Below are 24,035 nucleotides of genomic sequence, written 5' to 3'. Positions count from 1 at the left end.
TTGCTATTGCTGGTCGAGATAGGTTTCGAGCCCGGCTTGTGCGCCACGCGCACCGCGGCGGGCGGCGGCGAGCTGCCACACGAAGATTCCCGTGCCGAGCAACCCGGTTCCCAGTCCACCCAGTGTCACCGGGCGCCAACTCTGAAGCGCTGGCACGACGAACGCCACGGCCGCGGCGACCAGCCAGCCCAGGAAGCCGACCACGACGACGGGCCACACCTCGAGTAGCGCGGGCGGCAGCGGCGGCGCCTCGGGGCTCTGGCCAGGTTCAGCGGGCATCGCGACCAACATAGCCCGGCGGCGATGCGGGCCGCTGTGTGGCGTGAGGCGTCCGTGGAAGTTTTGCCGAATTTGCCGCAGCGATGGGAAGGACCAAAGTCTGTCGTTCGCCGTTTCGTATCCCGAGTTTCTTGGGTTCCGTGTAACCTCGCGCCATGCCTGACAGCGATGCGCGGCTGGCGAGCGACTTGTCGCTGGCCGTCATGCGGCTGGCCCGCCAATTGCGGTTTCGGAACCCGTCCTCGCCGGTCACGCTGTCGCAGCTGTCGGCGTTAGCGACCCTGGCCAACGAGGGCGCGATGACTCCCGGCGCACTGGCGATTCGCGAGCGCGTACGGCCGCCGTCGATGACCCGGGTGATCGCCTCGCTGGCCGAGATGGGTCTCGTAGACCGCACGCCGCACCCCGTCGACGGCCGGCAGGTGCTCGTCTCGGTGTCCGAGTCCGGCGCCGAGCTGGTCAAGGCGGCTCGTCGCGCTCGCCAGGAGTGGCTGGCCAAGAGACTCGCGACGCTGGACGCCGACAAACTCGAGATCCTGCGCAGCGCGGCCGACCTGATGCTGGCGCTGGTCGACGAAGGCCCGTGAGGGGACGCGTGGATGTTCAGGACGTCAACGATCCTGACGATCCGCGGCTCGACGATTTCCGCGATCTGAACAGCGTCGACCGTCGTCCCGATCTGCCCACCGGCAAAGGGCTGGTGATCGCCGAGGGTGTGCTGGTCGTGCAGCGCATGCTTGCGTCCCGGTTCACCCCGCACGCCCTGCTGGGGACCGACCGCAGGCTGGCCGAGCTCGAGGGCGACCTGGCCGGTGTCGCCGCGCCGTTCTACCGGGCGTCCGCCGACGTGATGGCGCGGGTGGTCGGCTTCCACCTCAATCGCGGCGTGCTGGCGGCCGCCAGGAGGGTGCCGGAACCGAGCATCGCACAGGTCGTCGACGGCGCCCGTACCGTCGCCGTCCTCGAAGGCGTCAACGACCACGAGAACCTGGGTTCGATCTTTCGCAACGCGGCGGGCCTGGGCGTGGACGCGGTGGTGTTCGGCGGCGGCTGCGCCGACCCGCTATACCGCCGCGCCGTCCGGGTGTCCATGGGCCACGCGTTGCTGGTGCCGTACGCGCGAGCGACTGACTGGCCCTCCGACCTTGCGTTGTTGAAAGGAAGCGGATTTCGGCTGCTGGCAATGACTCCGAACAGCGAAGCGTGCCCGCTGCCGGAGGAAATGGCGGCGGCGCGTCACCAACGGGTCGCGGTGCTCGTTGGCGCCGAGGGCCCGGGGCTGACGGCGGCCACCCTGCGGCGCAGCGACGCGCGGGTGCGCATCCCGATGTCGCGCGGCACAGACTCGCTCAACGTCGCGACCGCGGCCGCTTTGGCTTTTTACGAGCGGGCTAGGGTCGGTCCGTGAGCGACGAGTCTGTGCCCTGGGCAACGGGTTTGACGGTCGCCGGGTTCGTCGCCGCGGTGACCGGAGTCGCCGTGGTGGTGCTGAGCCTCGGGCTGATCCGCGTGCATCCGCTGTTGGCGGTCGGCCTCAACGTCGTGGCGGCGGGTGGGCTGGCGCCGACGCTATGGGGCTGGCGGCGCACCCCGGTGTTGCGCTGGTTTGTGCTGGGCGCGGCCGTGGGCGTGGTGGGCGCGTGGCTGACGGTGCTTGCGCTGGCGGTGTCGGGGACCGGCTAGCGGTGCCCGCCTGAGCGCACCCCGAGCAACACGTCCTCCCACGCCGGAATGACCGGCTTGCCACGCCGGGTATGCACCGGCCGTTCGGCCGGCGCGGTGACCGCCGGCTGCGCGTCTCCCCCGCAGGCGGGCGCTACCGCCGCGTCGAAGTCGAGGTGGGCCACCCGCGCGAGCGGGCGCAGCGGCCGCTCGAAGTTGGGGTCGATCAGCTCGCTGGCCGCATCGTCGAGCGCCGTGACCGTTCCGCCGTGGGCACCCGGGGTGAAGCAGAAATGTGCGATGTTGTCGGAACGGCCGACCTTCCAGGCGAGCTGCACGGTCCAGCGATTGTCTTCGTTGCGCCAGGCATCCCAGCTGAGTTTGTCGGGTTCGAGGCCGCGCGCCACGAACGCGGAGCTGACGGTTTCCAGCAGGGTCAGCACCGCGGGGCCGTCGGCGAGCACCGGATGCGCGGCCGTTGCCAGTTCGGCGGCGCGAAAACGCTCCAGCAACACCGGGTGGGCAAACCGGCGGATCCGCGCGACGTCGGAGCCCGACGCCGTGGCCAACTGCTCGACGGACGCGCCGGCGCGGATCTTGGCCTGAATCTCTTTGGGGCTCAGCATGTTGGTGACTTCGATGTCGAGCTGTGGTTGCTCCGGCGGCTTCGGTTCGCCGCGCACGGCGGTGGCCAGTTTGTCGTCGGCAACCAGCTTGAACTGCTCCGCGGAGTCGTCGGTCTCGCAGATGATGTATTTGCCGTCGTCGTCGAGCCCAACCAGTTTGAGTTCCCGCATGGCTTCTCCTCGCAGGCTCCGTGCAGGTCGGCAACGGACCCATCAGGTGCGCACTCTAGTGCAGCTCACGCCGGCAACCCGCTCTGACACGCTGGCGGGTTGCAGGCTAATGACGGCCAGGTTAAAGCCGCTCGACCACCCAGTCGATGCACCGGGTGAGGGCGCTGACGTCGTCGGGGTCGACCGCGGGGAACATCCCGACCCGCAACTGGTTGCGGCCGAGTTTGCGGTACGGCTCGGTGTCAACGATGCCGTTAGCCCGTAGGGTCTTCGCGACTGTTGCAGCGTCGACGTCGTCGACGAAGTCGACGGTGCCGACCACCTGCGACCGCAAGGCGGGGTCGGCGACGAACGGCGTGGTGTAGGGCCGCTCTTGCGCCCAGGAGTAGAGCCGCTGCGACGAGTCCGCCGTGCGCTTGACCGCCCAGTCCAGCCCGCCGTTGCCCAGCAGCCAGTCGAGCTGTTCGGCCATCAGCGCCAGCGTGCCGATCGCCGGGGTGTTATACGTCTGGTTCTTCAGGCTGTTCTCCACCGCGATCGGCAGCGACAAGAAGTCGGGAACCCAGCGGCCGGACGCGGAGACGGACTCGACGCGGGCCAGCGCGGCCGGGCTCATCACGGCCAGCCACAACCCGCCGTCGCTGGCGAAGTTCTTCTGGGGCGAGAAGTAGTACGCGTCGGCCTCGGTGATGTCGACCGGTAGACCGCCGGCGCCGGAGGTCGCGTCGATGACGACCAGGGCGTCGCCCGAGCCGGCGGGCCGGCGGACCGGCACCGCGACCCCGGTCGACGTCTCGTTGTGTGCCCACGCGATCACGTCGACCGACGGGTCGGACTGCGGCTCCGGCGCGCTGCCGGGATCCGCCTTGATGACGATGGGATCGCCGACGAACGGGTTCTTGGTGACCGCGGAGGTGAACTTCGAGCTGAATTCGCCGTAGGCCAGGTGCAGCGAGCGCTTATCGATCAGCCCGAACGCCGCGGCATCCCAGAACGCCGTCGCACCGCCGTTGCCCAGAATGACCTCGTAGCCGTCCGGCACGGAGAACAGCTCGGCGACTCCGGACCGAACCCGACCGACGAGATCCTTGACGGGCGCCTGCCGGTGCGACGTGCCGAACAACGCGGCCGCGGTGGTGGTCAGCGCCTTCAATTGTTCGGGTCGAACCTTCGACGGGCCGCACCCGAAGCGGCCGTCGCGGGGTTTGATGTCGCTGGGAATGTCAAGGGGAATCTCGAGCTGGTCAGCCATATCAGCCAGCGTAGTGAGGGCCACCGACGCGGCGGCGTCGCGGGCCGACCGCGGTAGTTGCGGCGATCGGATAACGCCTGGCTGGCCACTCGCAACGCCCGCGTGGTGTGAGTCAGACCACACCCAGTGTGTGACCACTGGTCAGGCCACAGCGCGTCGAAGGGCTCTGGAAAATATCCGGTACCTGCGGTACTGTCTAGACACAGCACGTTCAAATGTAAACCTCGTTGGGGAGGCTTGAAATGGCCAGGACACGAATGGTCCGGCGTTGGCGCCGCAATATGGAGGTGCGCGACGACGCCGAGTACGTGAACATGCTTGCCACACTGTCCGAGGGGTCTGTGCGGCGAAACTTCAACCCCTACACCGACATCGACTGGGACTCACCGGAATTCGCGGTCACGGAGAACGATCCCCGGTGGATCTTGCCGTTGACCGACCCGCTGGGGCGTCATCCCTGGTATCAGGCCCAGCCCGAGGACCGCAAGATCAAGATCGGCATGTGGCGCCAGGCGAACGTCGCCAAGGTGGGGCTGCACTTTGAGTCGATCCTGATCCGCGGCCTGATGAACTACACGTTCTGGGTGCCCAACGGGTCACCGGAGTATCGGTACTGCCTGCACGAATCGGTCGAAGAGTGCAACCACACCATGATGTTCCAGGAGATGGTCAACCGCGTCGGCACCGACGTCCCGGGCATGCCGCGGATGCTGCGCTGGATTTCGCCGTTGGTTCCGCTGGTGGCCGGACCGTTGCCGGTCGCGTTCTTCATCGGCGTGCTGGCCGGCGAGGAGCCCATCGACCACACGCAGAAAAACGTGCTGCGCGAAGGCAAGTCGCTGCACCCCATCATGGAGCGGGTGATGGCCATTCACGTGGCCGAGGAAGCGCGCCACATCTCGTTTGCGCACGAGTTCTTGCGTAGGCGGTTGCCGCATTTGACCAAGCGGCAGCGGTTCTGGGTCTCGTTGTATTACCCGCTGACGATGCGGGTGTTGTGCCAGGCGATCACGGTGCCGCCCAGGGCGTTCTGGCGGGAGTTCGACATCCCGCGTGAGGTCAAGAAGGAACTCTTCTTCCGGTCGCCGGATTCGCGAAAGTGGTTGAGCGACATGTTCGCCGACGTCCGGATGCTCGCCTACGACACCGGCCTGATGGAAACGCGTTCCGCGCGGCTGATGTGGCGGATCTGCAAGATCAACGGCAAGCCGTCGCGCTACCGCAGCGAGCCGCAACGCCAGCACCTGGCCGCGGTACCGGCCGCATAGGACTGCGCGGGTTCGGCCTTTATGCCGCACGTTATTACCCAGTCGTGCTGCAACGACGGGTCCTGTGTTTTCGCCTGCCCGGTGAATTGCATTCACCCGACGCCGGACGAGCCGGGCTTTGCCACGTCGGAGATGCTCTACATCGATCCGGTGGCCTGCGTGGATTGCGGCGCGTGTGTGAGCGCCTGCCCGGTCGGCGCGATCGCGCCCGATACCCGGCTGGAGCCCAAGCAGCTGCCGTTCATCGAGATCAATGCATCGTTCTATCCGGAGCGACCCGCGGGTGTGAAGCTGCCGCCGACATCGAAGCTGGCCCCGGTGATCCCGGCCGCCAAGGTGTTTGCGCGCCGTCAGCCGCTGACCGTGGCCATCGTCGGGTCCGGGCCGGCGGCGATGTATGCCGCCGACGAACTGCTCACCCAGCATGGCGTGCGGGTCAACGTCTTTGAGAAGCTGCCGACGCCCTACGGGTTGGTGCGCGCCGGGGTGGCGCCCGATCACCAGAACACCAAGCGCGTCACTCAGCTCTTCGACCGAGTCGCCCGTGATCGCCGCTTCCGGTTCTACCTCAACGTCGAGATCGGCAAGCACCTGAGCCACGCCGAGCTGTTGGCCCACCATCATGCCGTGCTGTACGCGGTCGGTGCGCCCGACGACCGTCGGCTGGACATCGACGGCATGGGCCTCCCGGGCACCGGAACCGCCACGGAGTTAGTCGCGTGGATCAACGGACATCCCGACTTCGCTGATCTGCCGGTCGATCTCGGCCACGAGCGGGTGGTGATCATCGGCAACGGCAATGTCGCCCTCGATGTGGCCCGGGTGCTCACGGCGGATCCCGATGATCTGGCCCGCACCGACATCTCCGATCATGCGCTGGAAGGGCTGCGTCACTCAGCGGTGCGTGAAGTGGTGATCGCCGCGCGGCGCGGGCCCGCCCAGTCGGCGTTCACGTTGCCCGAATTGATCGGGCTGACAGGCACTTCCGAGGTCGTGCTGGATGCCGGTGACCACCAGCGGGTGTCCGCCGACCTCGCGACCGTCTCTGACACGCTGACCCGGAACAAGCTGGAGATTTTGAGCAAGCTCGGGGACGGTTCGGCGCCGCTTGGCGGGCGCCCGCGCATCCGGCTGGCCTATCGACTCACGCCCGAACGCGTGCTGGGTCAGCGGCGCGCCACCGGCGTGGAGTTTACGGTCACCGGCACCGACGAGGTGCGTCGGCTCGAGGCCGGCCTGGTGCTGACGTCAATTGGCTACCGCGGCAAGCGGATTCGCGACCTTCCGTTTGACGAATCGGCGGGTGTGGTTCCCAACGACGGTGGTCGTGTCCTCGACCCCTCCGGCCGGCCGGTGCCCGGCGCCTACGTCGCAGGGTGGATCAAGCGCGGACCGACGGGGTTCATCGGAACCAACAAGACCTGCTCGTGTCAAACCGTCCAGGCCCTGGTGGCCGATTTCAACGCCGACAGGTTGACCGGCCCGGTGGCCAAGCCGGAGGCGCTGGCCAAGCTGGTGCGCGCCCGCCAGCCCGACGCCGTGGACTCCGCGGGATGGCGCGCGATCGACGCCGCGGAGATCGCGCGCGGCGGCCAGGACGGGCGGCCGCGCAGCAAGTTCACCGATGTCGGTGACATGCTCGCGGCGGCTGCCACCGCGCCGGCGCCGCCGCTGCGACGCCGGGTGGTGGCGCGGCTGCGTGATCTCTAGTTGCCGGCCTGCCCGGACATGGCGGCTTCGATCTCGTCCATGCTGACCTCACGCACCGGCTGTCCCAGCGACCAGTGGTGGCCGAACGGGTCGGCGACCATGCCGTAGCGGTCGCCCCAGAACTGGTCCTGCAACGGGGCGATCACGGTGGCGCCCGCGTCCAGCGCCCGCTGGAACTTGGCGTCGACGTCGGTGACCGTCAGATGAATGGTCACCGGAGTGCCGCCCAGCGACTTGGGTGTCATGGACTTGCCGCCGCACACCTCCGGGAAGTCGTCGTTGAGCATGACCGTGAAGCCGTTGATGCGCACCGCGGCGTGGATCAGCTTGCCGTCGGGACGGGGCACGCGCCCCAGTTCCTCGGCACCAAATGCCTTGACGTAGAAGTCGATCGCCGCGGCGGCGTCGTCAACCACGAGGTGTGGGGACAGCGCGGGTTCGATATTGATCGCCATAAGGTGGTCTCCTTGTCGTTGGGTTTGGTCTACCCCCATATTGACTCCGCGCGGCGGGAAATCTCATCGCGAGGGTGCGCAGTTGTACGCCCGCGCGCGGCGTGTCGTGTGCAAACACGCACGCTCGCGGCAGACGGCAGGCGGGGTCAGGCGTTGGTGAGGACCCGGTCCCAGCCGTCGACGGATTCCGGGCTGCGCGGGCCCGGTCCCACATAGATGGCCGACGGGCGGACCAGCTTGCCCAGGCGCTTCTGCTCGAGGATGTGGGCGCACCACCCCGCGGTGCGGCCGCAGGTGAACATCGCCGGCATCATGTTGGCCGGCACCCGGGCGAAGTCCAAGATGACCGCGGCCCAGAACTCGACGTTGGTCTCGATGGCCCGGTCCGGACGCCGCTCCCGCAGCTCGGCCAGCGCGGCCTGCTCGACCGCCACCGCGACCTCGTGGCGCGGCGCGCCCAGCCGCTCGGCGGCCGCCCGCAGCACCCGCGCCCGCGGGTCCTCCGCGCGGTATACGCGGTGCCCGAATCCCATCAGCTTGTCGCCGCGATCCAGGATGCCCTTGACCAGGCCGCGGGCGTCGCCGGTGCGCTCGACCTCTTCGAGCATCGGCAGCACCCGGGCCGGAGCCCCGCCGTGCAGCGGGCCGCTCATCGCCCCGATCGCACCGGACAGGGCGGCGGCCACATCCGCGCCGGTCGAGGCGATCACGCGCGCGGTGAACGTCGACGCATTCATGCCGTGCTCGGCGGCCGACACCCAGTAGGCGTCGATGGCCTCGACGTGCCTGGGGTCCGGTTCGCCCTGCCAGCGAGTCATGAATCGTGCTGTGACCGTTGGGCATTCGTCGATAATCCGCTGCGGGACGGCCGGCTGGTAGATGCCGCGCGCGGACTGTGCGACATAGGACAGGGCCATCACCGATGCGCGGGCCAGCTGATTGCGGGCGGTGGCGTCGTCGGTGTCGAGCAGGGGCTTGTACCCCCAGATGGGTGCCAGCATCGCCAGGCCCGCCTGCACGTCGACCCGCACGTCGCCGGTGTGTATCGGCAGCGGGAACGGCTCGGCGGGCGGCAGCCCGTGGCCGAACCTCCCGTCGACCAGCAGCGCCCACACGTCACCGAACGTGACCTGCTGGTTCACCAGGTCCTGGATGTCGACGCCGCGGTAGCGCAGCGCACCGCCGTCTTTATCCGGTTCGGCAATTTCGGTGGTGAAGGCCACCACGCCTTCCAGGCCGGGGACAAAGTTTTCGGGGACCACAGTCATGGGAAAATTCTTGCACCCCGCCTTCGGGCCGACGCTACCGGCCGGTAGCAACCCCCGGTAGCGTTGACGCAATGGCGGGACCAGACCCGGGACTAGGTAAAGAGCACCTGCAGGCTATGCGCGTGGAATACGGGTCCGTCGAGAAGGACGGCAGCCCCGATCTGAATGCGGACTGGTTGGCCGAGGGTTGGCTTGCGTTGTTCCGCAAGTGGATTGACGACGCCGAACGCGCCGGGGTGGCCGAGCCCAACGCCATGGTGCTGGCCACCGTCGCGGAGGGCAGGCCGGTCAGCCGATCTGTGTTGTGCAAGAGCGCGGACGAGACCGGGATCACGTTCTTCACCAACTATGACTCGGCCAAGGGTGTCGAGTTGGCGGCGACGCCGTACGCGTCGGCGACCTTCCCCTGGTACCAGCTGGGACGGCAGTTCCACATCCGCGGCCCGGTGAGCAAGGTCGATCCGGAGGTCACGCGGGACTACTGGTCCAAGCGGCCGCGCGGCTCACAGCTGGGTGCGTGGGCGTCGCACCAGTCGCGGCCGATCGCGTCGCGCGCGGCGCTGCTGGACCAATTGGCGGCGGTGACCGCGCGCTTCGCGGACTATGAGCGCGTCCCGGTGCCGCCGGGCTGGGGCGGCTACCTCATCGCACCCGAGGTGGTGGAGTTCTGGCAGGGACGGGAAAACCGGGTGCACAACCGGATTCGGGTCGTCGGCAACCAGGTCGAGCGCCTGCAGCCGTGAGCCCCCGCCCGTAACGGCGCGCGCCATGCGGTGGCGAGCGAGGGCTTGCTTGCCGTGTGGCCGGTCCGCAGGGAGGGCCGCCGGCAATAGGCTTCCGCGAGCCCTAACACCGCGAGATAAGGCGGGGTTTACCTGGCGGAAAGCCGCGAGTTCGGTCGACCTGACCCCGGGCAGGCGCGTCGTCGCGATAACGACTACCTTCAGCTATACGCACCTAGCCATATCAGCCAGAGCGCAAAGGGGTTCTCGTGGCCGACACCGACGACACCGCAACTCTGAAGTACCCGGGGGGTGAGATTGACCTGCAGATCGTCCGCGCCACCGAAGGAAACGACGGGATAGCTCTCGGCTCGCTGTTGGCCAAGACCGGGTACACCACGTTCGATGTTGGCTACGGCAACACCGCGTCCACCAAGAGCTCCATCACCTACATCGACGGCGACGCCGGCATTCTGCGCTACCGCGGCTACCCGATCGAGCAGCTCGCCGAGAAATCGACCTTCCTCGAGGTCAGCTACCTGCTGATCTATGGTGAGCTGCCCGACACCGACCAGTTGGCCGAGTTCACCGACCGGATCCAGCGGCACACCATGCTGCACGAGGACCTCAAGCGGTTCTTCGACGGGTTTCCCCGCAACGCGCACCCGATGCCGGTGTTGTCCAGCGTGGTCAACGCCCTGTCGGCGTACTACCAGGACGCGCTGGACCCGATGGACGGCGGCCAGGTGGACCTGTCGACCATTCGGCTGCTGGCCAAGCTGCCCACCATCGCCGCCTACGCGTACAAGAAGTCGGTCGGCCAGCCGTTCCTGTACCCGGACAACTCGTTGACGCTGGTGGAGAACTTCCTGCGGATGACCTTCGGGTTCCCGGCCGAGCCGTACGAGGCCGACCCCGAGATCGTGCGGGCCCTGGACATGTTGTTCATCCTGCACGCCGACCACGAGCAGAACTGCTCGACGTCGACGGTTCGGCTGGTGGGCTCGTCGCGGGCCAACCTGTTCACCTCCATCTCCGGCGGCATCAACGCGCTGTGGGGCCCGCTGCACGGCGGCGCCAACCAGGCGGTGCTCGAGATGCTCGAGAGCATCCGCGATAGCGGCGACGACGTCGGGGAATTCGTCCGGAAAGTGAAGAACCGCGAGGCCGGCGTCAAGTTGATGGGCTTCGGCCACCGGGTCTACAAGAACTACGACCCCCGGGCCCGGATCGTCAAGGAACAGGCCGACAAGATCCTCGCCAAGCTCGGCGGCGACGACCACCTGCTGAGCATCGCCAAGGATCTCGAAGAGGCGGCACTGACCGACGACTACTTCATCGAGCGCAAGCTCTACCCCAACGTCGACTTCTACACCGGCCTGATCTACCGGGCCCTCGGGTTCCCGACCCGCATGTTCACCGTGCTCTTCGCGTTGGGACGGCTGCCCGGCTGGATCGCGCACTGGCGGGAGATGCACGACGAGGGCGACAGCAAGATCGGCCGTCCGCGCCAGATCTACACCGGCTACACCGAACGCGACTACGTCACCATCGACGCGCGCTAGCGGTCTCGCCCGGAGGTTCGTTGGGGCGCTGTTCGCCGGGGCGCCGAGACTGCGGTGGTTGCGGCGTTCGAGGCGAAAAGCCAGCCGTGGACGCAGGCTCGATGCCACCAGCGCAGACTCGACGTCAGCGGCGTTTGGTAACCCCCGACGAACGTACGGACCAGACCACCAGTTACACCGACGCGAGGACGGCCATCGCGGCGTTGTGGCCGCCGATGCCCGACACCGCCCCGCCGCGGCGGGCACCGGAGCCGCACAACATGATTCGGTCGTGGGCCGTGGCCACTCCCCATCGCCGCGCCGGGGTGTCCAGCGGGTCGTCGTCGTCGGCGAACGGCCACGACAACCCGCCGTGGAAGATGTTGCCCGCGGTCATCCCCAGTGTGTGGTGCAAATCGGCGGTGGTGGTCGTCTCGATGCACGGCCGGCCATTCGCGTCGCTTAGCAGAACATCCTGGATCGGTTCGGCCAGAACGGAATTCAGGGACGCCAGCACCGAGTCGGTGAGTTTGTCGCGCAGGGTGTCGGGGTCGGCGCCGTCGAACAGCGAGTGTGGGGTGTGCAAGCCGAACACCGTCATCGTGTGAGCGCCCGAGTCGCGCAGCCCGTCCGACAGGACGCTCGGGTCGGTCAGCGAATGACAGTAGGCCTCGCACGGCAATGGATCCGGCAGCTGCCCGCCGGCCGCCCTCGAATGCGCCGTGCCCAGTTGGGTCCAGGTCTCGTTGACGTGGAACGTCCCCGCGAATGCCTGTTCGGGTGTGACGACGTCGTCGCGCAATCGAGGCAGCCGCCGCAACACCATGTTCACCTTGACCTGCGCGCCCTGATCCGGTGGCGCCGGTCGTTCGCCGAGTAGACCGGACAGGACCTCCGGTGTGACGCCGGCCAGGACGAACCGGCCCCGGATCAGGTGCTCGTCGCCGCCGCTGCGGTAGCGCACCCGGCCGTCCGGTTCAACGGCGTAAACGTCTGCGCCGGTGATTATTTCGGCGCCATGGCTGACGGCCGCCGTCGCCAGGGCGGCGGTCACCGAGCCCATCCCGCCGACGGGCACGTCCCAGTCCCCGGTTCCCCCGCCGAGCACGTGATACAGAAAGCAGATGTTCTGCCGCAGCGACGCGTCGTCGACATGGGCGAAGGTGCCGATCAGCGCGTCGGTCGCGATCACGCCGCGCACCAGGTCGTTATCCACCGCGTCGGCGATGGCGTGCCCGATCGGCTCGTCGATCATGGCTCGCCAGGTGGCCGCCGCGCCGGGGCCGCCGGCCTCGACGACGTGCCGGCGGGCCTGCTCGCGGGTGCGCAGCGGTTCGATGAGCGTCGGCCAGAGTCGTTCGGTCACCAGCCGGCAGCGCTGGTAGAACGCGGCGAAACCGCGCGCATCGCCGGCGGCGCCGATGGCGGCGAACGTGTCGCCGGGCGCCCCGATCAGCAGCCCACCGCGGCCGCCGGTGGCGGGGTCGGGCGTGTACGACGAATATCGCCGCCTGGCCAGTCGCACCGCGGCGCCCAGGTCGTCGACGATGCGCGACGGCAGCAAACTGACCAGGTAGGAGTACCGCGACACCCGGACCCCGACACCGTCGAAGGCCTGCGCCGAGACCGCGGCGCCGCCGACGTGCCCCAGCCGCTCGAGCAACCGCACCCTCAGGCCCGCCCGGGCCAGGTAGCCGGCCGCGACCAACCCGTTGTGGCCCCCACCTATGACTATGACGTCTAGGACGTCTATGGCGTCGAAATCCGCCGCGCGCTCGTTCAGCTCAGGTAGTCCTCGACCTGGTCGGGCGGGCGCACCTCCGCCCCGCGCGGATCGCCGCCGGTATCGCGCAGTGCCCGACGCTGCCGCAGCAGGTCCCAGCACTGGTCGAGTTCGACCTCCACCCGGTGCAGGCGATCATGTTCCTCCGACGTGGCGATGTTGCCGTTCTGCAGCTGCGCCCGCAAGGCTTTCTCCTCGGCTACCAGCTCGCGGATGTGTACCAGGGTTTCGCTGTCGGCGGGTTTTTTGCCGTTGCCCATCGCTCCAGTGTGCCCGACTTCACGGGTAACGCGGCGTCGACTCGGTAGGCTGCAGATCGCCTGCAGGACGGACGAGTCCCGGTAGCGACAGAGGGAGGGACCGATAGTGGGATTAGGCGCGGGTTTGCGGCAAGCGGCCGCAGGCACCGTCTCGCGGCGGGCCGGGGACTTTCACCGGCGGTCGCCTGGCCTTCCTTGGCTGATTGCCCTGCTGGTTATTCCGTTGCTGATAGCCGCAATCGGCTACGGCGCGCTGGAGCGACCCCAGGCCACCACCGGGCCGACCGGCGCGCTACCAACATTGGCGCCGCCGAGCAAGTCCGGCACACCGAAGTTGTCCTTGGCGCCGCTTTCAATTACCCGCAACGGCAACGACATTACGCTCAGCGGCGAGTTTCCCGATGACTCCGCTAAAGCGGCATTGTTGAAGGCGCTCAACGGCGCACTGGCGCCGGGCGCCAACGTCATCGACCAAATCCACATCAACCCCGATGTCGACGCGCTCGATTTCGCAAACGCCGGATCGATTTTCAAGGACAGCGCGTCGATTGCCAATTTCAGTCTCACGGTCAACGGAGACACCATTACCCTGGCGGGCACCGCCACATCCCAAGACCAGAAGAACACCGTCGAACAGGAGGCGGCGCACACCTGGTCGCACCTGAAAGTCGTTGACAATCTTGTGGTTAACGGGCCACTTCCCCCGCCCGCGCCGCCGGGTCCGCCCCCACCTCCCACGCCCCCCGGCCCCCCTCCACCGCCCGCACCCCCCGGCCCGTGCACCGACCTGCAAGCGGCCATCAACGCCGTGACGGGCGGCCCGATCACGTTCGGGAACGACGGGTTTAGCCTGACCCCGGCCGACGAGCAGATCCTGACCCAGGTAGCGGACAAGCTCAAGGCATGCCCAAACGCGCATGCGACGATCAACGGCTACACCGACAATTCCGGCACCGAGGGCATCAACATCCCGTTGAGCAACCAGCGGGCCCAAGCGGTCTCGGATTTTCTTGTCGCCCATGGCGTTCCCGGTGCTCAGCTGGCGACCAAGGGTCTGGGTTCGGTCAACCCGGTCGCCCCCAACGACACCGCCGAGGGTCGCGCCAAGAATCGCCGCGTCGAAATCGTTGTCAGCTAAGGAGATCCGGCATGGATTTCGTGATCCAATGGTTGTGGTACCTGCTCGCTTTCGTGGCGGGCTCGGCCGTCGCCTGGGTGATCGCCAACACGCTGCGCAAGCGCGCAGGTGATGGGCAAGGCTCTCCCGACGCGACCAGCCCCCGCATAGGCGGGTGGCGATGAACCACGTGCACTGGTGGCTCTTCGGCCTGTCCTTCGTGATGGGGTTGGTGTTGACGCTCGCGCTGACCGTCCGCCCCGTCAAACGTCAAGTGCCGGTGGGGGTGCCGGGCCCTGACGTCAACGCCACGTCCGAGTTCCCCACAACCAGGATCCCCGTCGAGCAAGAGTTTCCCACGACGAAGATTGCCGTCACAAAAGAGGCGCCGACGACGAAGATCTCGGTCGCCAAAGAATCACCGGCGACCAAGTTTCTCAAAAAGTTGCTACCGAAGAAGGCTCCGGCCGCTAAAGAGGCGCCGACGATGAAGATTCGGGCCGCGAAAAACGCGAAAAAGGTGCCGCCCAAGAAGGCCCCGCCCGGCAAGGGAAGGCCGACGAAGGCCCGGGCCGCGAAAAAGGTGCCGCCGAAAAAGGTTCCGCCCGCCAGGGGGCGACCGGCGAAGAAGGCTTTGGTCGCCCAGGAGTCGCCGACGACCAAGATCCCCGTCGCCGAGGGGTCGCCCACCCAAAAGATCCCGGTCTTGCCCTATGCGCCCTACGGCCCGGGCTCGGCTCGCGCCGCCCCGGACGGCGGCGGGCCGGCGGGATGGCTGATAAAGGGCCGCTCGGACACCCGGCTTTACTACACCCCCGACGACCCGACGTACGACCCGACCGTCGCCCAGGTCTGGTTCAAGGACGAGGAATCCGCCGCGCGGGCCTGTTTCACGCCGTGGCGCAAAAGCTCGAGAAGGTGACCCTGGTCGGCAGGGCGCTAGCTGGGGCCGGGCAGGCGCAGCACCAGCCGCGCGCCGCCCAGCGGGCTGTCTTCCAGCGACACCGTCCCGCCGTGCAGGTGGGCCTGCTGGGCCACCAACGCCAGCCCCAGGCCCGACCCCGAATGCGAGGCCGTCGACCCACGGGAGAACCGCTCGAACACCACTTGGCGTTCGGCTTCGGGCACCCCGCTGCCGTTGTCGTCGATCGCGATTTCCACCCCGGCCCGCGAGCTGACCGCGGATAGCTGGACGCGGGTGGCGCCGCCGTGTTTGACGGCGTTCGCGATGGCGTTGTCGACGGCCAGCCGCAGCCCCGCGGGCAGCCCGACGATGATGCAGGTCGGCGACGGCACCAGCGAGACGTCGAGGTCGGGATAGATCCGCATGGCGTCGTGCGCGGCGCGGTCCAGCAGCTCGGTGATGTCGACCGGCACGTGATCGTCGGACGTCGACAGTTCGCCCTGGGCCAACCGCTCCAGGGCGGTCAGCGTGGCCTCTATCCGCGACTGGGTGCGGATGACGTCGTTGAGCACTTCTTTGCGTTGGTCGTCGGCCAGGTCCAGGGTGGACAGCACCTCGAGGTTGGTGCGCATCGCGGTCAGCGGGGTGCGCAGCTCGTGGGAGGACACCGCGGCGAAGTCGCGCGCCGAGGCGAGCGCCTCCTTGGTCCGGTCCTGCTCCTTCCAGATGCGTTGCAGCATGCCCCGCATCGCTTCGGCAATCTCGACGGCCTCGGTGGCGCCGCGCACTTCGACCCGCGGTGCCTCGTCCCCGGCATCGATCGAACGGGCTTGCTGGGCAAGCCGTTTGAATGGCCGGACCGCGAAAGCGGCCAGCAGCCAAGCGAATATCGCCGCCGCGCCGATGGCGGACCCGCATACCAGGATCACCCGTCGGTGCAAATTGTTGATCTGGACGATGGTGTCGTCATAGGTCGCGCCGACTTCGACCCAAGTCGGTTCGGGGCTCGGGATCTCCACCGTTCGAACCCGGTACCGCACCCCGTTGACGTAGGTGTCGGCGTAGCCCTCGCTCAGTTTGGGCAGCGTGACGTCGGAATTGGACTTGACCTGGCTTCCGCGGCGGACCGTGATGACGGTGTCCTGGTCGTTGGGTGAGCGGGGGATTTCATCGAGCCCCCGAGGCAGGAAGGGAATGGCGAAACCCGCTGCCTCGTCCAAGCGGCGGTCCAGCCGTTCCTTCCAGGCGCTGGTGATGCCGAACCAGACGACCGCTCCCGCGATGAGTACCACGATGGCGGTGCCTATCGCCGTCGCGAGTGCGACCCGGGTCCGCAGCGAAGGCGTACGGGCGAAAATCCGCGACAGGATGTTCATGGCCGCTTCATGGTCACTGCATTCGCAGCACGAACCCTACTCCGCGGACGGTGTGCAGCAGCCTGGGGCCGCCGTTGGCCTCCAGCTTGCGGCGCAGGTACCCGATGAACACGTCGACGACGTTGGTGTCGGCGGCGAAGTCATAGCCCCACACCAGCTCCAGCAGCTGCGCGCGGGACAGCACCGCGGTCTTGTGCTCGGCCAGCACCGCCAGCAGGTCGAATTCCCGCTTGGTCAGGTCGACGTCGACGCCGTTGACCCGGGCCCGCCGGCCGGGGATGTCCACCTCCAGCGGGCCGACCGTGATGGTTTCCGACGACGACGTCGCGGTGGACCCGCGGCGGCGCAGCAGCGCCTTCACCCGCGCGACCAGTTCGGCCAGCACGAACGGCTTGACCAGGTAGTCGTCGGCGCCGGCCTCCAGGCCCGCCACGCGATCGTCGACCGAGCTGCGGGCGGACAGCACGCAGACGGGGACGTCGTTGTCCATGGCTCTCAGCGCCGTCACCACACTGACGCCGTCCAGCACGGGCATGTTGATGTCGAGCACGATCGCGTCCGGCCGCGTCTCGGTGGCGCTGCGCAAGGCCTCGGCGCCGTCGACCGCCGTCGACACCTCGAACCCGGACAAGCGCAGGCCGCGTTCCAGCGAGGCGAGCACGTCGGAGTCGTCGTCAACGACCAAAACCCGAGGCGAAGTCGCACCAGTGTCCATGTCGCCCATTTTGCCTGATTGTCGACGATGGGGGTGGGAGGCGCGAGCGGGCGCATAAGCCTGGCTCCCTGCGCGAGCAGACGCGGAATCGCATAAATCCGGTCGCCGGAGTGCGATTCTGCGTCTCCTCGCGGGAGTGGCTCGGGGGAGTGGCTAAACGGTTACGTTTTCGACGCCCAGCCGCGACTGCGCGTGGATCACACCGTGCCAGGATCGAATCCAGGCGTGAGCTTTCGATTTCGGCGCCACCGCGCGCAAAGGACAGGGGGAAACGGACTCGTCGTGACTGAAGCCAGGCGGCCGCGGGATGTCGCTGCGCCGAAGCACCGGCGGGCGGCCTCGAACCTGAGTCGGTTGCTTCCGGACCTAGTTCCCGACCGCACACGCATCGCCATCGTGTTGGCCGCCACTACCAGTCTTGTTGCCACGGTGGGTATCCCGATCATGACGGGGGTGGTGATCGATGGGCCGGCGTCGGTGGCCGCGAAGATCTGGACGCTGCTTGAGGTCATCCCGAACGTCGCGCTGATTGTTCTGTTTGGTTTCGGTGCGTACGCGGCGGACCACGGATTGGTCACGGTCGGCACCCTGGCCGGATTCATCACTTTGATGCTGTCGCTGGTGTGGCCGGTCACGGCGATGGGGTTGCTGCTGTCGATGACGGCGGCGAATCGGACCTTCGACACACCCCGCGGCATCATCGACGTGCCGCGCGCGAACCCGGTCCGGGCCGGGCGACTGGAACTGCGCGATGTGGGCTTCCGGATTCCCGACGTGGCGGCGGGCGCCAAGTGGCTGCTCCGGCATGTCACGCTGACCATCGAGCCCGGCGAGACGCTCGCCCTCGTCGGCTCCGTCGGTTGGGGCAAATCCCTGTTGACGTCGCTGCTTTCCCGGATCTACGACGTGTCGGAGGGGCAGATTCTGCTCGATGGCCACGACATCCGCGAGTTGTCTCTGCCGTCGCTGCGCCGGTCCGTGAGCACGGCATTCGAGGATCCGACGGTGTTTTCGATGTCGGTGGCCGAGAGTTTGCGGGTGGGCCGCCCGGGTGCTACCGACGCGGAGTTGGCCGAGGCCATCGGTATCGCGGCGGCGCGGTTCGTCTACGAGCTGCCATTCGGACTCGATACCCGTATTGGGGAACGGGGCATGCGGCTATCGAGCGGGCAGCGTCAGCGGCTGTGCCTGGCCCGGGCGATCATCGCCGCGCCGACGTTGCTGGTGGTCGACGACACCCTGTCCGGGTTGGACGTGTCTGCCGAGGCGCTGCGGGCGGCGCTCACCGGGACGACCGGCATCGTGGTCGCGCGGCGGCTGTCGACCGTGCTGCTCGCCGATCGGGTGGCGTTCCTGGAAGCCGACGACTGTTCTGGGGCGACCATCGCGCATGCGGGAACGCATGCCGAGCTTTTCGCGCGGGTCGCAGCGTATCGCCACCTTATGACCGCCGGCCAGGGTCAGGATGAGGATATCGCTTGCAAGACAATGGATTTCGCGATGAATATGGGAGAGCCCGCTCCCGCTTGCTGGGAATCGCCATCCTGCTCGTCACGTTTGATCGGCAGTTAGGGCTGATGTGCCGGGCGGTGTCTTTGGTATTGCTGCGCTCGATTTGTGGTTCCGGTTGCGGATCGCCCGAAATCTGTTGTGAGGTTCGAGACAGTGTGCGGTGGCCGGCGCCGGCGATGATGACGATCGTCTTTGACGTCACGGTGCTTCCGACACAATCGTCCTTGACGGCAACGTGACGTACTGCCATTGTTAGTACATGGCCGTCATGAAAGATAATCGCCTACAGCTGCGTGTCGATGCGGCGTCGAAGCGTCGACTGGAGGAGGCTGCCAGCGCGGCGCACTTGAGTGTGTCAGCGTTTGTGCTGCAGGCCGCCAATCAGGCAGCCGATGACCTACTGGCTCAACGACGGGCCATTCACCTATCACCCAACGCGGCGGCTGCGTTCACGGAGGCTCTTAACCGTCCGGCACAGGTGAACGAGCGGCTAGCGGTCGCGCTGGGGCAGTCGCAGAAGTTCAGCTGGCTTGACTGAGTGGAGTTCTATCGGCCGACGCTGCTGGACCTGGAGGGTCACCAGCGCAACGAGTTCACCTCCGGTGAGCCGTCGCCGGACGAGTGGCTGCGCCGCTATGCGGGCCAGAACCGACGTGGCAACACCGCAGCAGTGTGGGTGATCGCCGACCGCAGTTGCCGGGTGGTTTGCTACGCGACCTTGTCTATGACCTCGGTGGATCGATCCGCCAGCCCCGCTCCTCTCGCCAGAGGCGCCCCGATCCAAGTGCCCGCACTGCTGGTCGGCCGATTGGCCACTGACAACCATGCTGCCGGGCTCGGGCTCGGTACCCAAATGGTTAAGCACATCTTGGCGACTGCAGCGGAGTTGAACGAAAAAGCGGCATGCCGTGCCGTGGTGGTGACAGCGCTAAGTCCAATCGCGTTGAGTTGGTGGCAGCGATTCGGCTTTGAACCGTTCGATTCCGAGGATCCGACAAACCTCGACCTCTATTTGCTGACCAAGGACATCAGTGCCACCCTCGCGCGGCTCTGACACCACAGCTGCTTCACCCGACGGCCAACGCAACAATGCCAGCTGGATGACGCTCGACCAGGCATCGCCGATGCTGTCGATGTCGGTGTGAAGCACCTGCGTTTTAAGGGGTAGTGCGTTCCGTGGGCGTACAACGCTGTTCATGCGGATTGCCACCCCCAACGTGCAGTGCAGCTGCCTAGCAGGGGGTGGGTCGTGGGGTGGTCAGCATCGACCCCGCGATTTGGGCGGATTCATCATCTGACACGAGCATCAAGTTGAGCCGTGGGTAGCCAAGGGTGTGGTGACGGGTGTGGTATCGGAGGGTTTGCTGGTCGCGCCGCATAGTGTGGCAAACATAGCCTAAGGATCGCCCGCCGGTAGTTGCGACCTGAACTAAAATTCGGGGGGGGGGGTAACTCCAGGCTTTTTAAAGTGCCTATGAGCATTGGTTTCTTTATCTCGTATGGTTTGCAATGCTAGACGTCTGCCGGATGGATTTGATCAGCTTCGGTCGAACTCGCCCGAATCTCAGGTTGTTCTCAGCTACCTTTCGATCATCTGAATTCGACTCGCCGATCAAAGGAGATGGTTGTGGAACGTACAGCCCGCCACCGCATCACCGCTGGAGTGGCCCTGGCCGCCGCCAGCGTCATCACGGTCGCCCCGGTGACCCAGCACCTGCCCGACTTTCACCTGGCCCAGCAGCTGTCCCAGGTGAGCATTTCCGACATTCGCCTCAGCGATGCCGCCGACACCATGGTGGATTTGTTCTCTGGCGTGGAAAACGAACTCGCGTCTCTCGCCAGCGGATCAGCCACGGCCGCTGCGGCCGGTGCGGCGTTGGACCCCACCCAGAACTTGATCGTGCAGACGTGGATGCAAACTTTCGCGTCGGCCAGCACGAACCTGCAGCGGATTGTCGGTGAGATGTCTGCGCCTCCCTTCCCGATACTGCAGCAGGTTGGCGCGAACTTCGCCGACTATGGGCAACTGTACGTCGGGGCGTTTCAGAAAGTCGCTACGAACGCCGTCTCATATTTCGGAACGGGTGGCACTTTCAGTAAGTTTATGCAAACCGGTATCACCGACCTCATGGCGGGCAACATTAGCGGCGGCCTAACCCAATTTTACAACGGTTTGTGGGCTAGTCCCTTCGCGCAATTCGGGATTCCGCTTGAGGGTATTTTGAAGATCCCGGCCTATATGACTCAAAATCTCGCCAACGCGACGAACTACATGTCTACCACTGGCGTGGTCAGCCTTGCTGATCTACTCCTCGGGCTGCCCAATGTCACCCAGGCAGCGCTTGGCACCAGCCTTCAGACGGCTTTCAATGCCTGGTACGCCGGAGAGCCGCTGCTGGCGATTACCAACCTGCTCAACACACCGGGCGCAGTGATGAACACATTCCTCAACGGGGCCGGAAAGAATGCCACCAACGGGCTGCTGAGCAAGAACTTTGGTGCGATAGAGGGGCTGCTAGCCATCCAAAAGGGTATTACGAACCAGATCATCGCTCCTGGCTCGGTTAATATCTTAGCCGGCGGCAATGTCGGGACCGCGATCCAGCAATTCGGGAACCAGTTGGTCAATGGTTGGCCATCTTTGAGCCCGGTGATCAGCAACATCAGTAGTCAATTGATTGGGACGCTGCAAAATGTCGTGACGAATTTCCCCGCGATGTTGGGCAACTTCGGCGCAGCGTTGGCAAGCAATATCGGGCTGTTGATTTCCAACATCCTCAAGCTGCTCTGAGTCCGCGGGTGGTCGCCGATGCGAGCCGGTGACCGCCAACGGCGATGGCCCCCTTCGCGAGAAGGGGGCCATCGTTTACTGATGTGCTCCTCACCCGGGCGTGCAGTCGCCCACGACAACGTAACCAATGCCGGACGAGAGTCCACCAGGTTTTGCATCATGACTCCGCGATCTGCTGGAATATGTTCTATCCCAATAACTTTGGTGAGACTGGGTCGCGGACTTCGAGCGTTGTTACTGATTCATCGACCCCCGCGATCATCCAGCGCTACCTCGGCTGCCGAGAGCTGACGGACCAAAGCGTCTCAGGGCAATCCGATTCGTCGGTAGCGCCGCAGTCGCGCGGCCAGGCGCTCGGCGTCGGGCATCCCGCGCAGCGCGTCGACTTCGGCGGCTATCGCGCGCGACAGCCGTTGGGAGAATTCGACCGGCTCGTCGGCGGCGTCGGGATGCTCCGGCACGATGGCGTCGACGATACCGGAGGCCAACAGGTCGGCCGACCGAATGCCTTGGGCCGCAGCGAGTTCGGCGGCATGGGCGGTGTCGCGGAAGACGATCGCGCTGGCTCCCTCGGGCGGCAGCGGCGCCAGCCAGCCGTGCAGCGCGGCCAGCACCCGGTCGGCGGGCACCATCGCCAGCGCCGGGCCGCCGCTGCCCTGGCCAAGTAGGACCGACACCGTCGGCGTATCCAGCGTCACGAGCTCGGCCACACACTGGGCGATCTGACCGGCCAGCCCGCCCTGCTCGGCTTCGGCCGACAGCGCGGGGCCGGCGGTGTCGATCACCAGCACCAGCGGCAGGCGCAACTCGGCGGCCAGCGCCATGCCGCGCCGGGCCTCACGTAGCGAAGCGGGCCCGACGAGTCCGCCACCGACCCGCTGCTGGCCCAGCACCACCGCGGGCTGGCCGGCGAATCGGGCCAGCGCCAGCAGCGTCGTCGCCGCTTCACCCTGACCGGTACCCGACAGCAGCACCCGGTCAGTTGCGCCGTGCCGCAACAGATGTCCGACACCGGGCCGGTCCGGCCGCCGGGACGCCACCACCGAGTCCCACGCCGGTACGTCGGGCACCGGTTCGGCCGGCCGCCGCGCGGTCAGCGGCTCGGGCGGATCGGCGATCACCCTCAGCGCACGATCGAGCGTGCCCCGTAGCTCGTCAAGCGCAACGACGCCGTCGATCACCCCATGCCGCTGCAAATTCTCCGCCGTCTGGATGCCGGCCGGGAACGGTTCGCCGTAGAGCAGCTCGTACACCCGGGGCCCGAGGAAGCCGATCAGGGCGCCCGGCTCGGCGACGGTGACATGGCCCAGCGAGCCCCACGACGCGAACACCCCGCCGGTGGTCGGGTTGCGCAGGTAGACCAGGTAGGGCAGGTGCGCCTGTCTGTGCAGTGTGACGGCGGCGGCGATCTTCACCATCTGCAGAAACGCGACCGTGCCCTCCTGCATGCGGGTGCCGCCCGAACTCGGCGAGGCCAGCAGCGGCAGCCGCTCGGCGGTCGCCCGTTCCACCGCGGCAGTGATCCGTTCGGCGGCGGCCACGCCGATCGAGCCGCCGAGGAAGCCGAACTCGCAGACCACCACCGCCACCCGGCGCCCGAATATGCGCCCCTCGCCGGTCAGCACCGCCTCGTCGCGGCCGGTGGCGACTCGGGCGTCGGCCAGCTCCCGCGCATAGGACTCGCTGACCGGCACCGCCAGCGGCTCGCTGTCCCAGCTGACGAAGGAGCCGTCGTCCAGCACCGCATCCCGCAGTTGATCAGTCGTGATACGACCCACGTGACGAGGCTATATAACCCTGTCGGCTAACTCGGTTCGATCGAATCGGCAACGCCCTAATGGTTCAGGCCCCAGGTATTGGTGTCCTACTGATCCAGCGCCGACCTGATGCCCGTATACCCAAAGTCGTTGCCTTTCCATAGCAGGGGCTCGCGTAGGTCGGACGCCAGCGCGTACGAGAGGCAATCACCGAAGTTCAAACCCGCCGGGTGCCCGCTGCCTTTGCCGAAATCTGCATACGCTTGGCGGGCCAGACGGGCCTGGCGCTCGGTTACCGGCTCGACTACGCATTGGGCTTCCTGCATGAGTTCATCGAGCGCTCTGCTAATGATCGGGTCACGCTGGGAATCTAGGACGATCCCGCATTCGAGGTAGCTGGCCGCTGACAGTCTGCAGGTGTCCGCGCCGGCAAGGGCCTCGGCGTAGACGGCGGCGTCGTCCTCTTCTGTGAGGATCGCGATGACCGCCGAAGTATCCACGATCACGCCGGAAGCCCTCGCTGATCGTAGAGCAGCGTGGCGTGGTCCAGCTGCTTGGTCTCCGAGCTCATCCGGCCCGCAGTCTTGTGGCCGATTGCCAGAATCCGGGCCGTGAGATCGTCCCGTTGCAGTCGAGCCAGGCGCTCCTGCACCGCGGTCGCCACGGCCTGGGTCTGGGACTCACCCGTGATTTTCGCGATTTGCTTGACCGCTTCGTGGATCGACGCATCTTTGATGTTCAAAGCCATGGTGGTACCTTTCTACAGTCGATACGGTACCACGGTTCCATCCTTACGGATGGCTTCCGTCGCCTTGTCGCGACGGCGTGGTTGGGCTGACACCAGTCCTTCAACACGCTTTATC

At 66.8% G+C, this 24,035-nt stretch carries 25 protein-coding genes and 2 pseudogenes; 15 read left to right on the top strand and 12 right to left on the bottom strand.

Annotation, left to right across the window (positions count from 1 at the left end):
• Positions 1–3 precede the first annotated feature (3 nt).
• On the bottom strand, positions 4–279 hold the full coding sequence (locus K3U93_RS20240) for a DUF2530 domain-containing protein (protein WP_071508968.1): 276 nt from the start codon (positions 277–279) through the stop codon (positions 4–6).
• 155 nt (positions 280–434) lie between these two features.
• On the opposite strand from K3U93_RS20240, the gene K3U93_RS20235 reads away from it, so the two are divergent.
• Genes K3U93_RS20235 through K3U93_RS20225 form a run of 3 tightly spaced genes read left to right on the top strand, consistent with a single transcriptional unit; the run spans position 435 to position 1,962 of the window.
• A complete protein-coding gene (locus K3U93_RS20235; protein ID WP_071508957.1) occupies positions 435–866 on the top strand; it encodes an Rv0880 family HTH-type transcriptional regulator in 432 nt (143 codons plus the stop codon).
• 8 nt (positions 867–874) lie between these two features.
• The gene (locus K3U93_RS20230) at positions 875–1,687 is read left to right on the top strand and encodes a TrmH family RNA methyltransferase (protein ID WP_230981489.1); all 813 of its coding nucleotides are present in this window, start codon (positions 875–877) and stop codon (positions 1,685–1,687) included.
• The gene (locus K3U93_RS20225) at positions 1,684–1,962 is read left to right on the top strand and encodes a DUF2537 domain-containing protein (RefSeq protein WP_071508955.1); all 279 of its coding nucleotides are present in this window, start codon (positions 1,684–1,686) and stop codon (positions 1,960–1,962) included. The genes K3U93_RS20230 and K3U93_RS20225 overlap by 4 nt, the downstream gene beginning before the upstream one ends.
• Here the strand turns inward: K3U93_RS20225 and sepH are convergent.
• The gene (sepH, locus tag K3U93_RS20220; RefSeq protein WP_071508954.1) at positions 1,959–2,738 is read right to left on the bottom strand and encodes a septation protein SepH; all 780 of its coding nucleotides are present in this window, start codon (positions 2,736–2,738) and stop codon (positions 1,959–1,961) included. The genes K3U93_RS20225 and sepH overlap by 4 nt on opposite strands.
• A gap of 121 nt (positions 2,739–2,859) precedes the next feature.
• The gene (gene serC, locus K3U93_RS20215; RefSeq protein ID WP_083012712.1) at positions 2,860–3,990 is read right to left on the bottom strand and encodes a phosphoserine transaminase; all 1,131 of its coding nucleotides are present in this window, start codon (positions 3,988–3,990) and stop codon (positions 2,860–2,862) included.
• A 242-nt stretch (positions 3,991–4,232) separates the two neighbouring features.
• Here serC and K3U93_RS20210 point away from each other — a divergent pair, with 242 nt between their 5' ends.
• Together K3U93_RS20210 and K3U93_RS20205 are read left to right on the top strand one after the other, a co-directional pair.
• Entirely contained in the window at positions 4,233–5,258 is a 1,026-nt protein-coding gene (locus tag K3U93_RS20210) for an AurF N-oxygenase family protein (RefSeq protein WP_071508952.1), read from the top strand.
• Positions 5,259–5,279: 21 nt separating this feature from the next.
• On the top strand, positions 5,280–6,968 hold the full coding sequence (locus tag K3U93_RS20205; protein ID WP_083012714.1) for an FAD-dependent oxidoreductase: 1,689 nt from the start codon (positions 5,280–5,282) through the stop codon (positions 6,966–6,968).
• Here the strand turns inward: K3U93_RS20205 and K3U93_RS20200 are convergent.
• Together K3U93_RS20200 and K3U93_RS20195 are read right to left on the bottom strand one after the other, a co-directional pair.
• Positions 6,965–7,423 (bottom strand): VOC family protein, encoded by a 459-nt coding sequence (locus K3U93_RS20200; protein ID WP_071508950.1) that lies wholly within the window; start codon positions 7,421–7,423, stop codon positions 6,965–6,967. The two genes, K3U93_RS20205 and K3U93_RS20200, sit on opposite strands and share 4 nt — an antisense overlap.
• Positions 7,424–7,569: 146 nt before the next feature.
• Complete coding sequence (locus tag K3U93_RS20195; protein WP_083012717.1) at positions 7,570–8,691, bottom strand: citrate synthase 2; 1,122 nt, start codon at positions 8,689–8,691, stop codon at positions 7,570–7,572.
• A 116-nt stretch (positions 8,692–8,807) separates the two neighbouring features.
• On the opposite strand from K3U93_RS20195, the gene pdxH reads away from it, so the two are divergent.
• Complete coding sequence (gene pdxH / locus K3U93_RS20190; RefSeq protein WP_139797221.1) at positions 8,808–9,434, top strand: pyridoxamine 5'-phosphate oxidase; 627 nt, start codon at positions 8,808–8,810, stop codon at positions 9,432–9,434.
• Positions 9,435–9,682: 248 nt separating this feature from the next.
• Complete coding sequence (locus K3U93_RS20185) at positions 9,683–10,978, top strand: citrate synthase (RefSeq protein WP_083012721.1); 1,296 nt, start codon at positions 9,683–9,685, stop codon at positions 10,976–10,978.
• A gap of 172 nt (positions 10,979–11,150) precedes the next feature.
• Here the strand turns inward: K3U93_RS20185 and K3U93_RS20180 are convergent, their stop codons facing one another.
• Both K3U93_RS20180 and K3U93_RS20175 read right to left on the bottom strand, forming a co-directional pair.
• Entirely contained in the window at positions 11,151–12,740 is a 1,590-nt protein-coding gene (locus K3U93_RS20180; protein WP_254893632.1) for a phytoene desaturase family protein, read from the bottom strand.
• Positions 12,737–13,000: a DUF2630 family protein gene (locus K3U93_RS20175; RefSeq protein WP_083012724.1), complete on the bottom strand. Its 264-nt coding sequence runs from the start codon at positions 12,998–13,000 to the stop codon at positions 12,737–12,739. The genes K3U93_RS20180 and K3U93_RS20175 overlap by 4 nt, the downstream gene beginning before the upstream one ends.
• 106 nt (positions 13,001–13,106) lie before the next feature.
• Between K3U93_RS20175 and arfA the strand changes: the two genes are divergently transcribed.
• The 4 genes and pseudogenes from arfA (at position 13,107) to arfC (K3U93_RS25750) (ending at position 15,039) form a co-directional block, all read left to right on the top strand.
• Positions 13,107–14,138, top strand: coding sequence for a channel-forming protein ArfA/OmpATb (gene arfA / locus K3U93_RS20170; RefSeq protein WP_220688557.1), 1,032 nt, complete (start codon positions 13,107–13,109; stop codon positions 14,136–14,138).
• Positions 14,139–14,149: 11 nt separating this feature from the next.
• Positions 14,150–14,302, top strand: a complete 153-nt coding sequence (gene arfB / locus K3U93_RS20165) for a channel accessory protein ArfB (protein WP_176220024.1) — start codon at positions 14,150–14,152, stop codon at positions 14,300–14,302.
• Positions 14,299–14,388, top strand: a pseudogene (arfC, locus tag K3U93_RS25755) (channel accessory protein ArfC); the annotation flags it as partial. The gene arfB and the pseudogene arfC (K3U93_RS25755), both read left to right, overlap by 4 nt.
• A gap of 216 nt (positions 14,389–14,604) precedes the next feature.
• On the top strand, positions 14,605–15,039 hold the full coding sequence (arfC, locus tag K3U93_RS25750; RefSeq protein ID WP_434084838.1) for a channel accessory protein ArfC, sunset domain variant: 435 nt from the start codon (positions 14,605–14,607) through the stop codon (positions 15,037–15,039).
• Positions 15,040–15,056: 17 nt separating this feature from the next.
• On the opposite strand, the gene K3U93_RS20155 is transcribed toward arfC (K3U93_RS25750), so the two are convergent.
• Both K3U93_RS20155 and prrA read right to left on the bottom strand, forming a co-directional pair.
• Positions 15,057–16,397, bottom strand: a complete 1,341-nt coding sequence (locus K3U93_RS20155; RefSeq protein ID WP_083011408.1) for a HAMP domain-containing sensor histidine kinase — start codon at positions 16,395–16,397, stop codon at positions 15,057–15,059.
• 13 nt (positions 16,398–16,410) lie between these two features.
• Entirely contained in the window at positions 16,411–17,121 is a 711-nt protein-coding gene (gene prrA / locus K3U93_RS20150) for a two-component system response regulator PrrA (RefSeq protein WP_139797095.1), read from the bottom strand.
• A 465-nt stretch (positions 17,122–17,586) separates the two neighbouring features.
• Here prrA and K3U93_RS20145 point away from each other — a divergent pair.
• The 4 genes and pseudogenes from K3U93_RS20145 to K3U93_RS20130 form a co-directional block, all read left to right on the top strand.
• Positions 17,587–18,684 (top strand): annotated as a pseudogene (locus K3U93_RS20145) (ABC transporter ATP-binding protein); the annotation flags it as partial.
• Between the two features lie 199 nt (positions 18,685–18,883).
• The gene (locus K3U93_RS20140; protein ID WP_230981487.1) at positions 18,884–19,162 is read left to right on the top strand and encodes a type II toxin-antitoxin system TacA family antitoxin; all 279 of its coding nucleotides are present in this window, start codon (positions 18,884–18,886) and stop codon (positions 19,160–19,162) included.
• Positions 19,163–19,678 carry a GNAT family N-acetyltransferase gene (locus K3U93_RS20135; protein ID WP_071510515.1) on the top strand — a complete coding sequence of 172 codons (516 nt, stop codon included), beginning with the start codon at positions 19,163–19,165 and terminating at the stop codon, positions 19,676–19,678.
• Positions 19,679–20,251: 573 nt separating this feature from the next.
• Positions 20,252–21,415, top strand: coding sequence for a hypothetical protein (locus tag K3U93_RS20130; RefSeq protein WP_139797096.1), 1,164 nt, complete (start codon positions 20,252–20,254; stop codon positions 21,413–21,415).
• Positions 21,416–21,720: 305 nt separating this feature from the next.
• Here the strand turns inward: K3U93_RS20130 and K3U93_RS20125 are convergent, their stop codons facing one another.
• From K3U93_RS20125 to K3U93_RS20115, 3 genes are all read right to left on the bottom strand, one after another.
• A complete protein-coding gene (locus K3U93_RS20125) occupies positions 21,721–23,193 on the bottom strand; it encodes a carboxyl transferase domain-containing protein (RefSeq protein ID WP_083011410.1) in 1,473 nt (490 codons plus the stop codon).
• 86 nt (positions 23,194–23,279) lie between these two features.
• The gene (locus K3U93_RS20120; protein WP_083011411.1) at positions 23,280–23,678 is read right to left on the bottom strand and encodes a type II toxin-antitoxin system VapC family toxin; all 399 of its coding nucleotides are present in this window, start codon (positions 23,676–23,678) and stop codon (positions 23,280–23,282) included.
• Positions 23,675–23,920: a type II toxin-antitoxin system VapB family antitoxin gene (locus K3U93_RS20115; protein WP_071510511.1), complete on the bottom strand. Its 246-nt coding sequence runs from the start codon at positions 23,918–23,920 to the stop codon at positions 23,675–23,677. The genes K3U93_RS20120 and K3U93_RS20115 overlap by 4 nt, the downstream gene beginning before the upstream one ends.
• Positions 23,921–24,035: the final 115 nt, after the last annotated feature.

This window comes from Mycobacterium malmoense, assembly GCF_019645855.1.
Classification (GTDB): Bacteria; Actinomycetota; Actinomycetes; order Mycobacteriales; family Mycobacteriaceae; genus Mycobacterium; species Mycobacterium malmoense.
The sequence above is the reverse complement of the archived record's forward strand: the minus strand, read 5'-3'. Positions and strand labels throughout refer to the sequence as shown.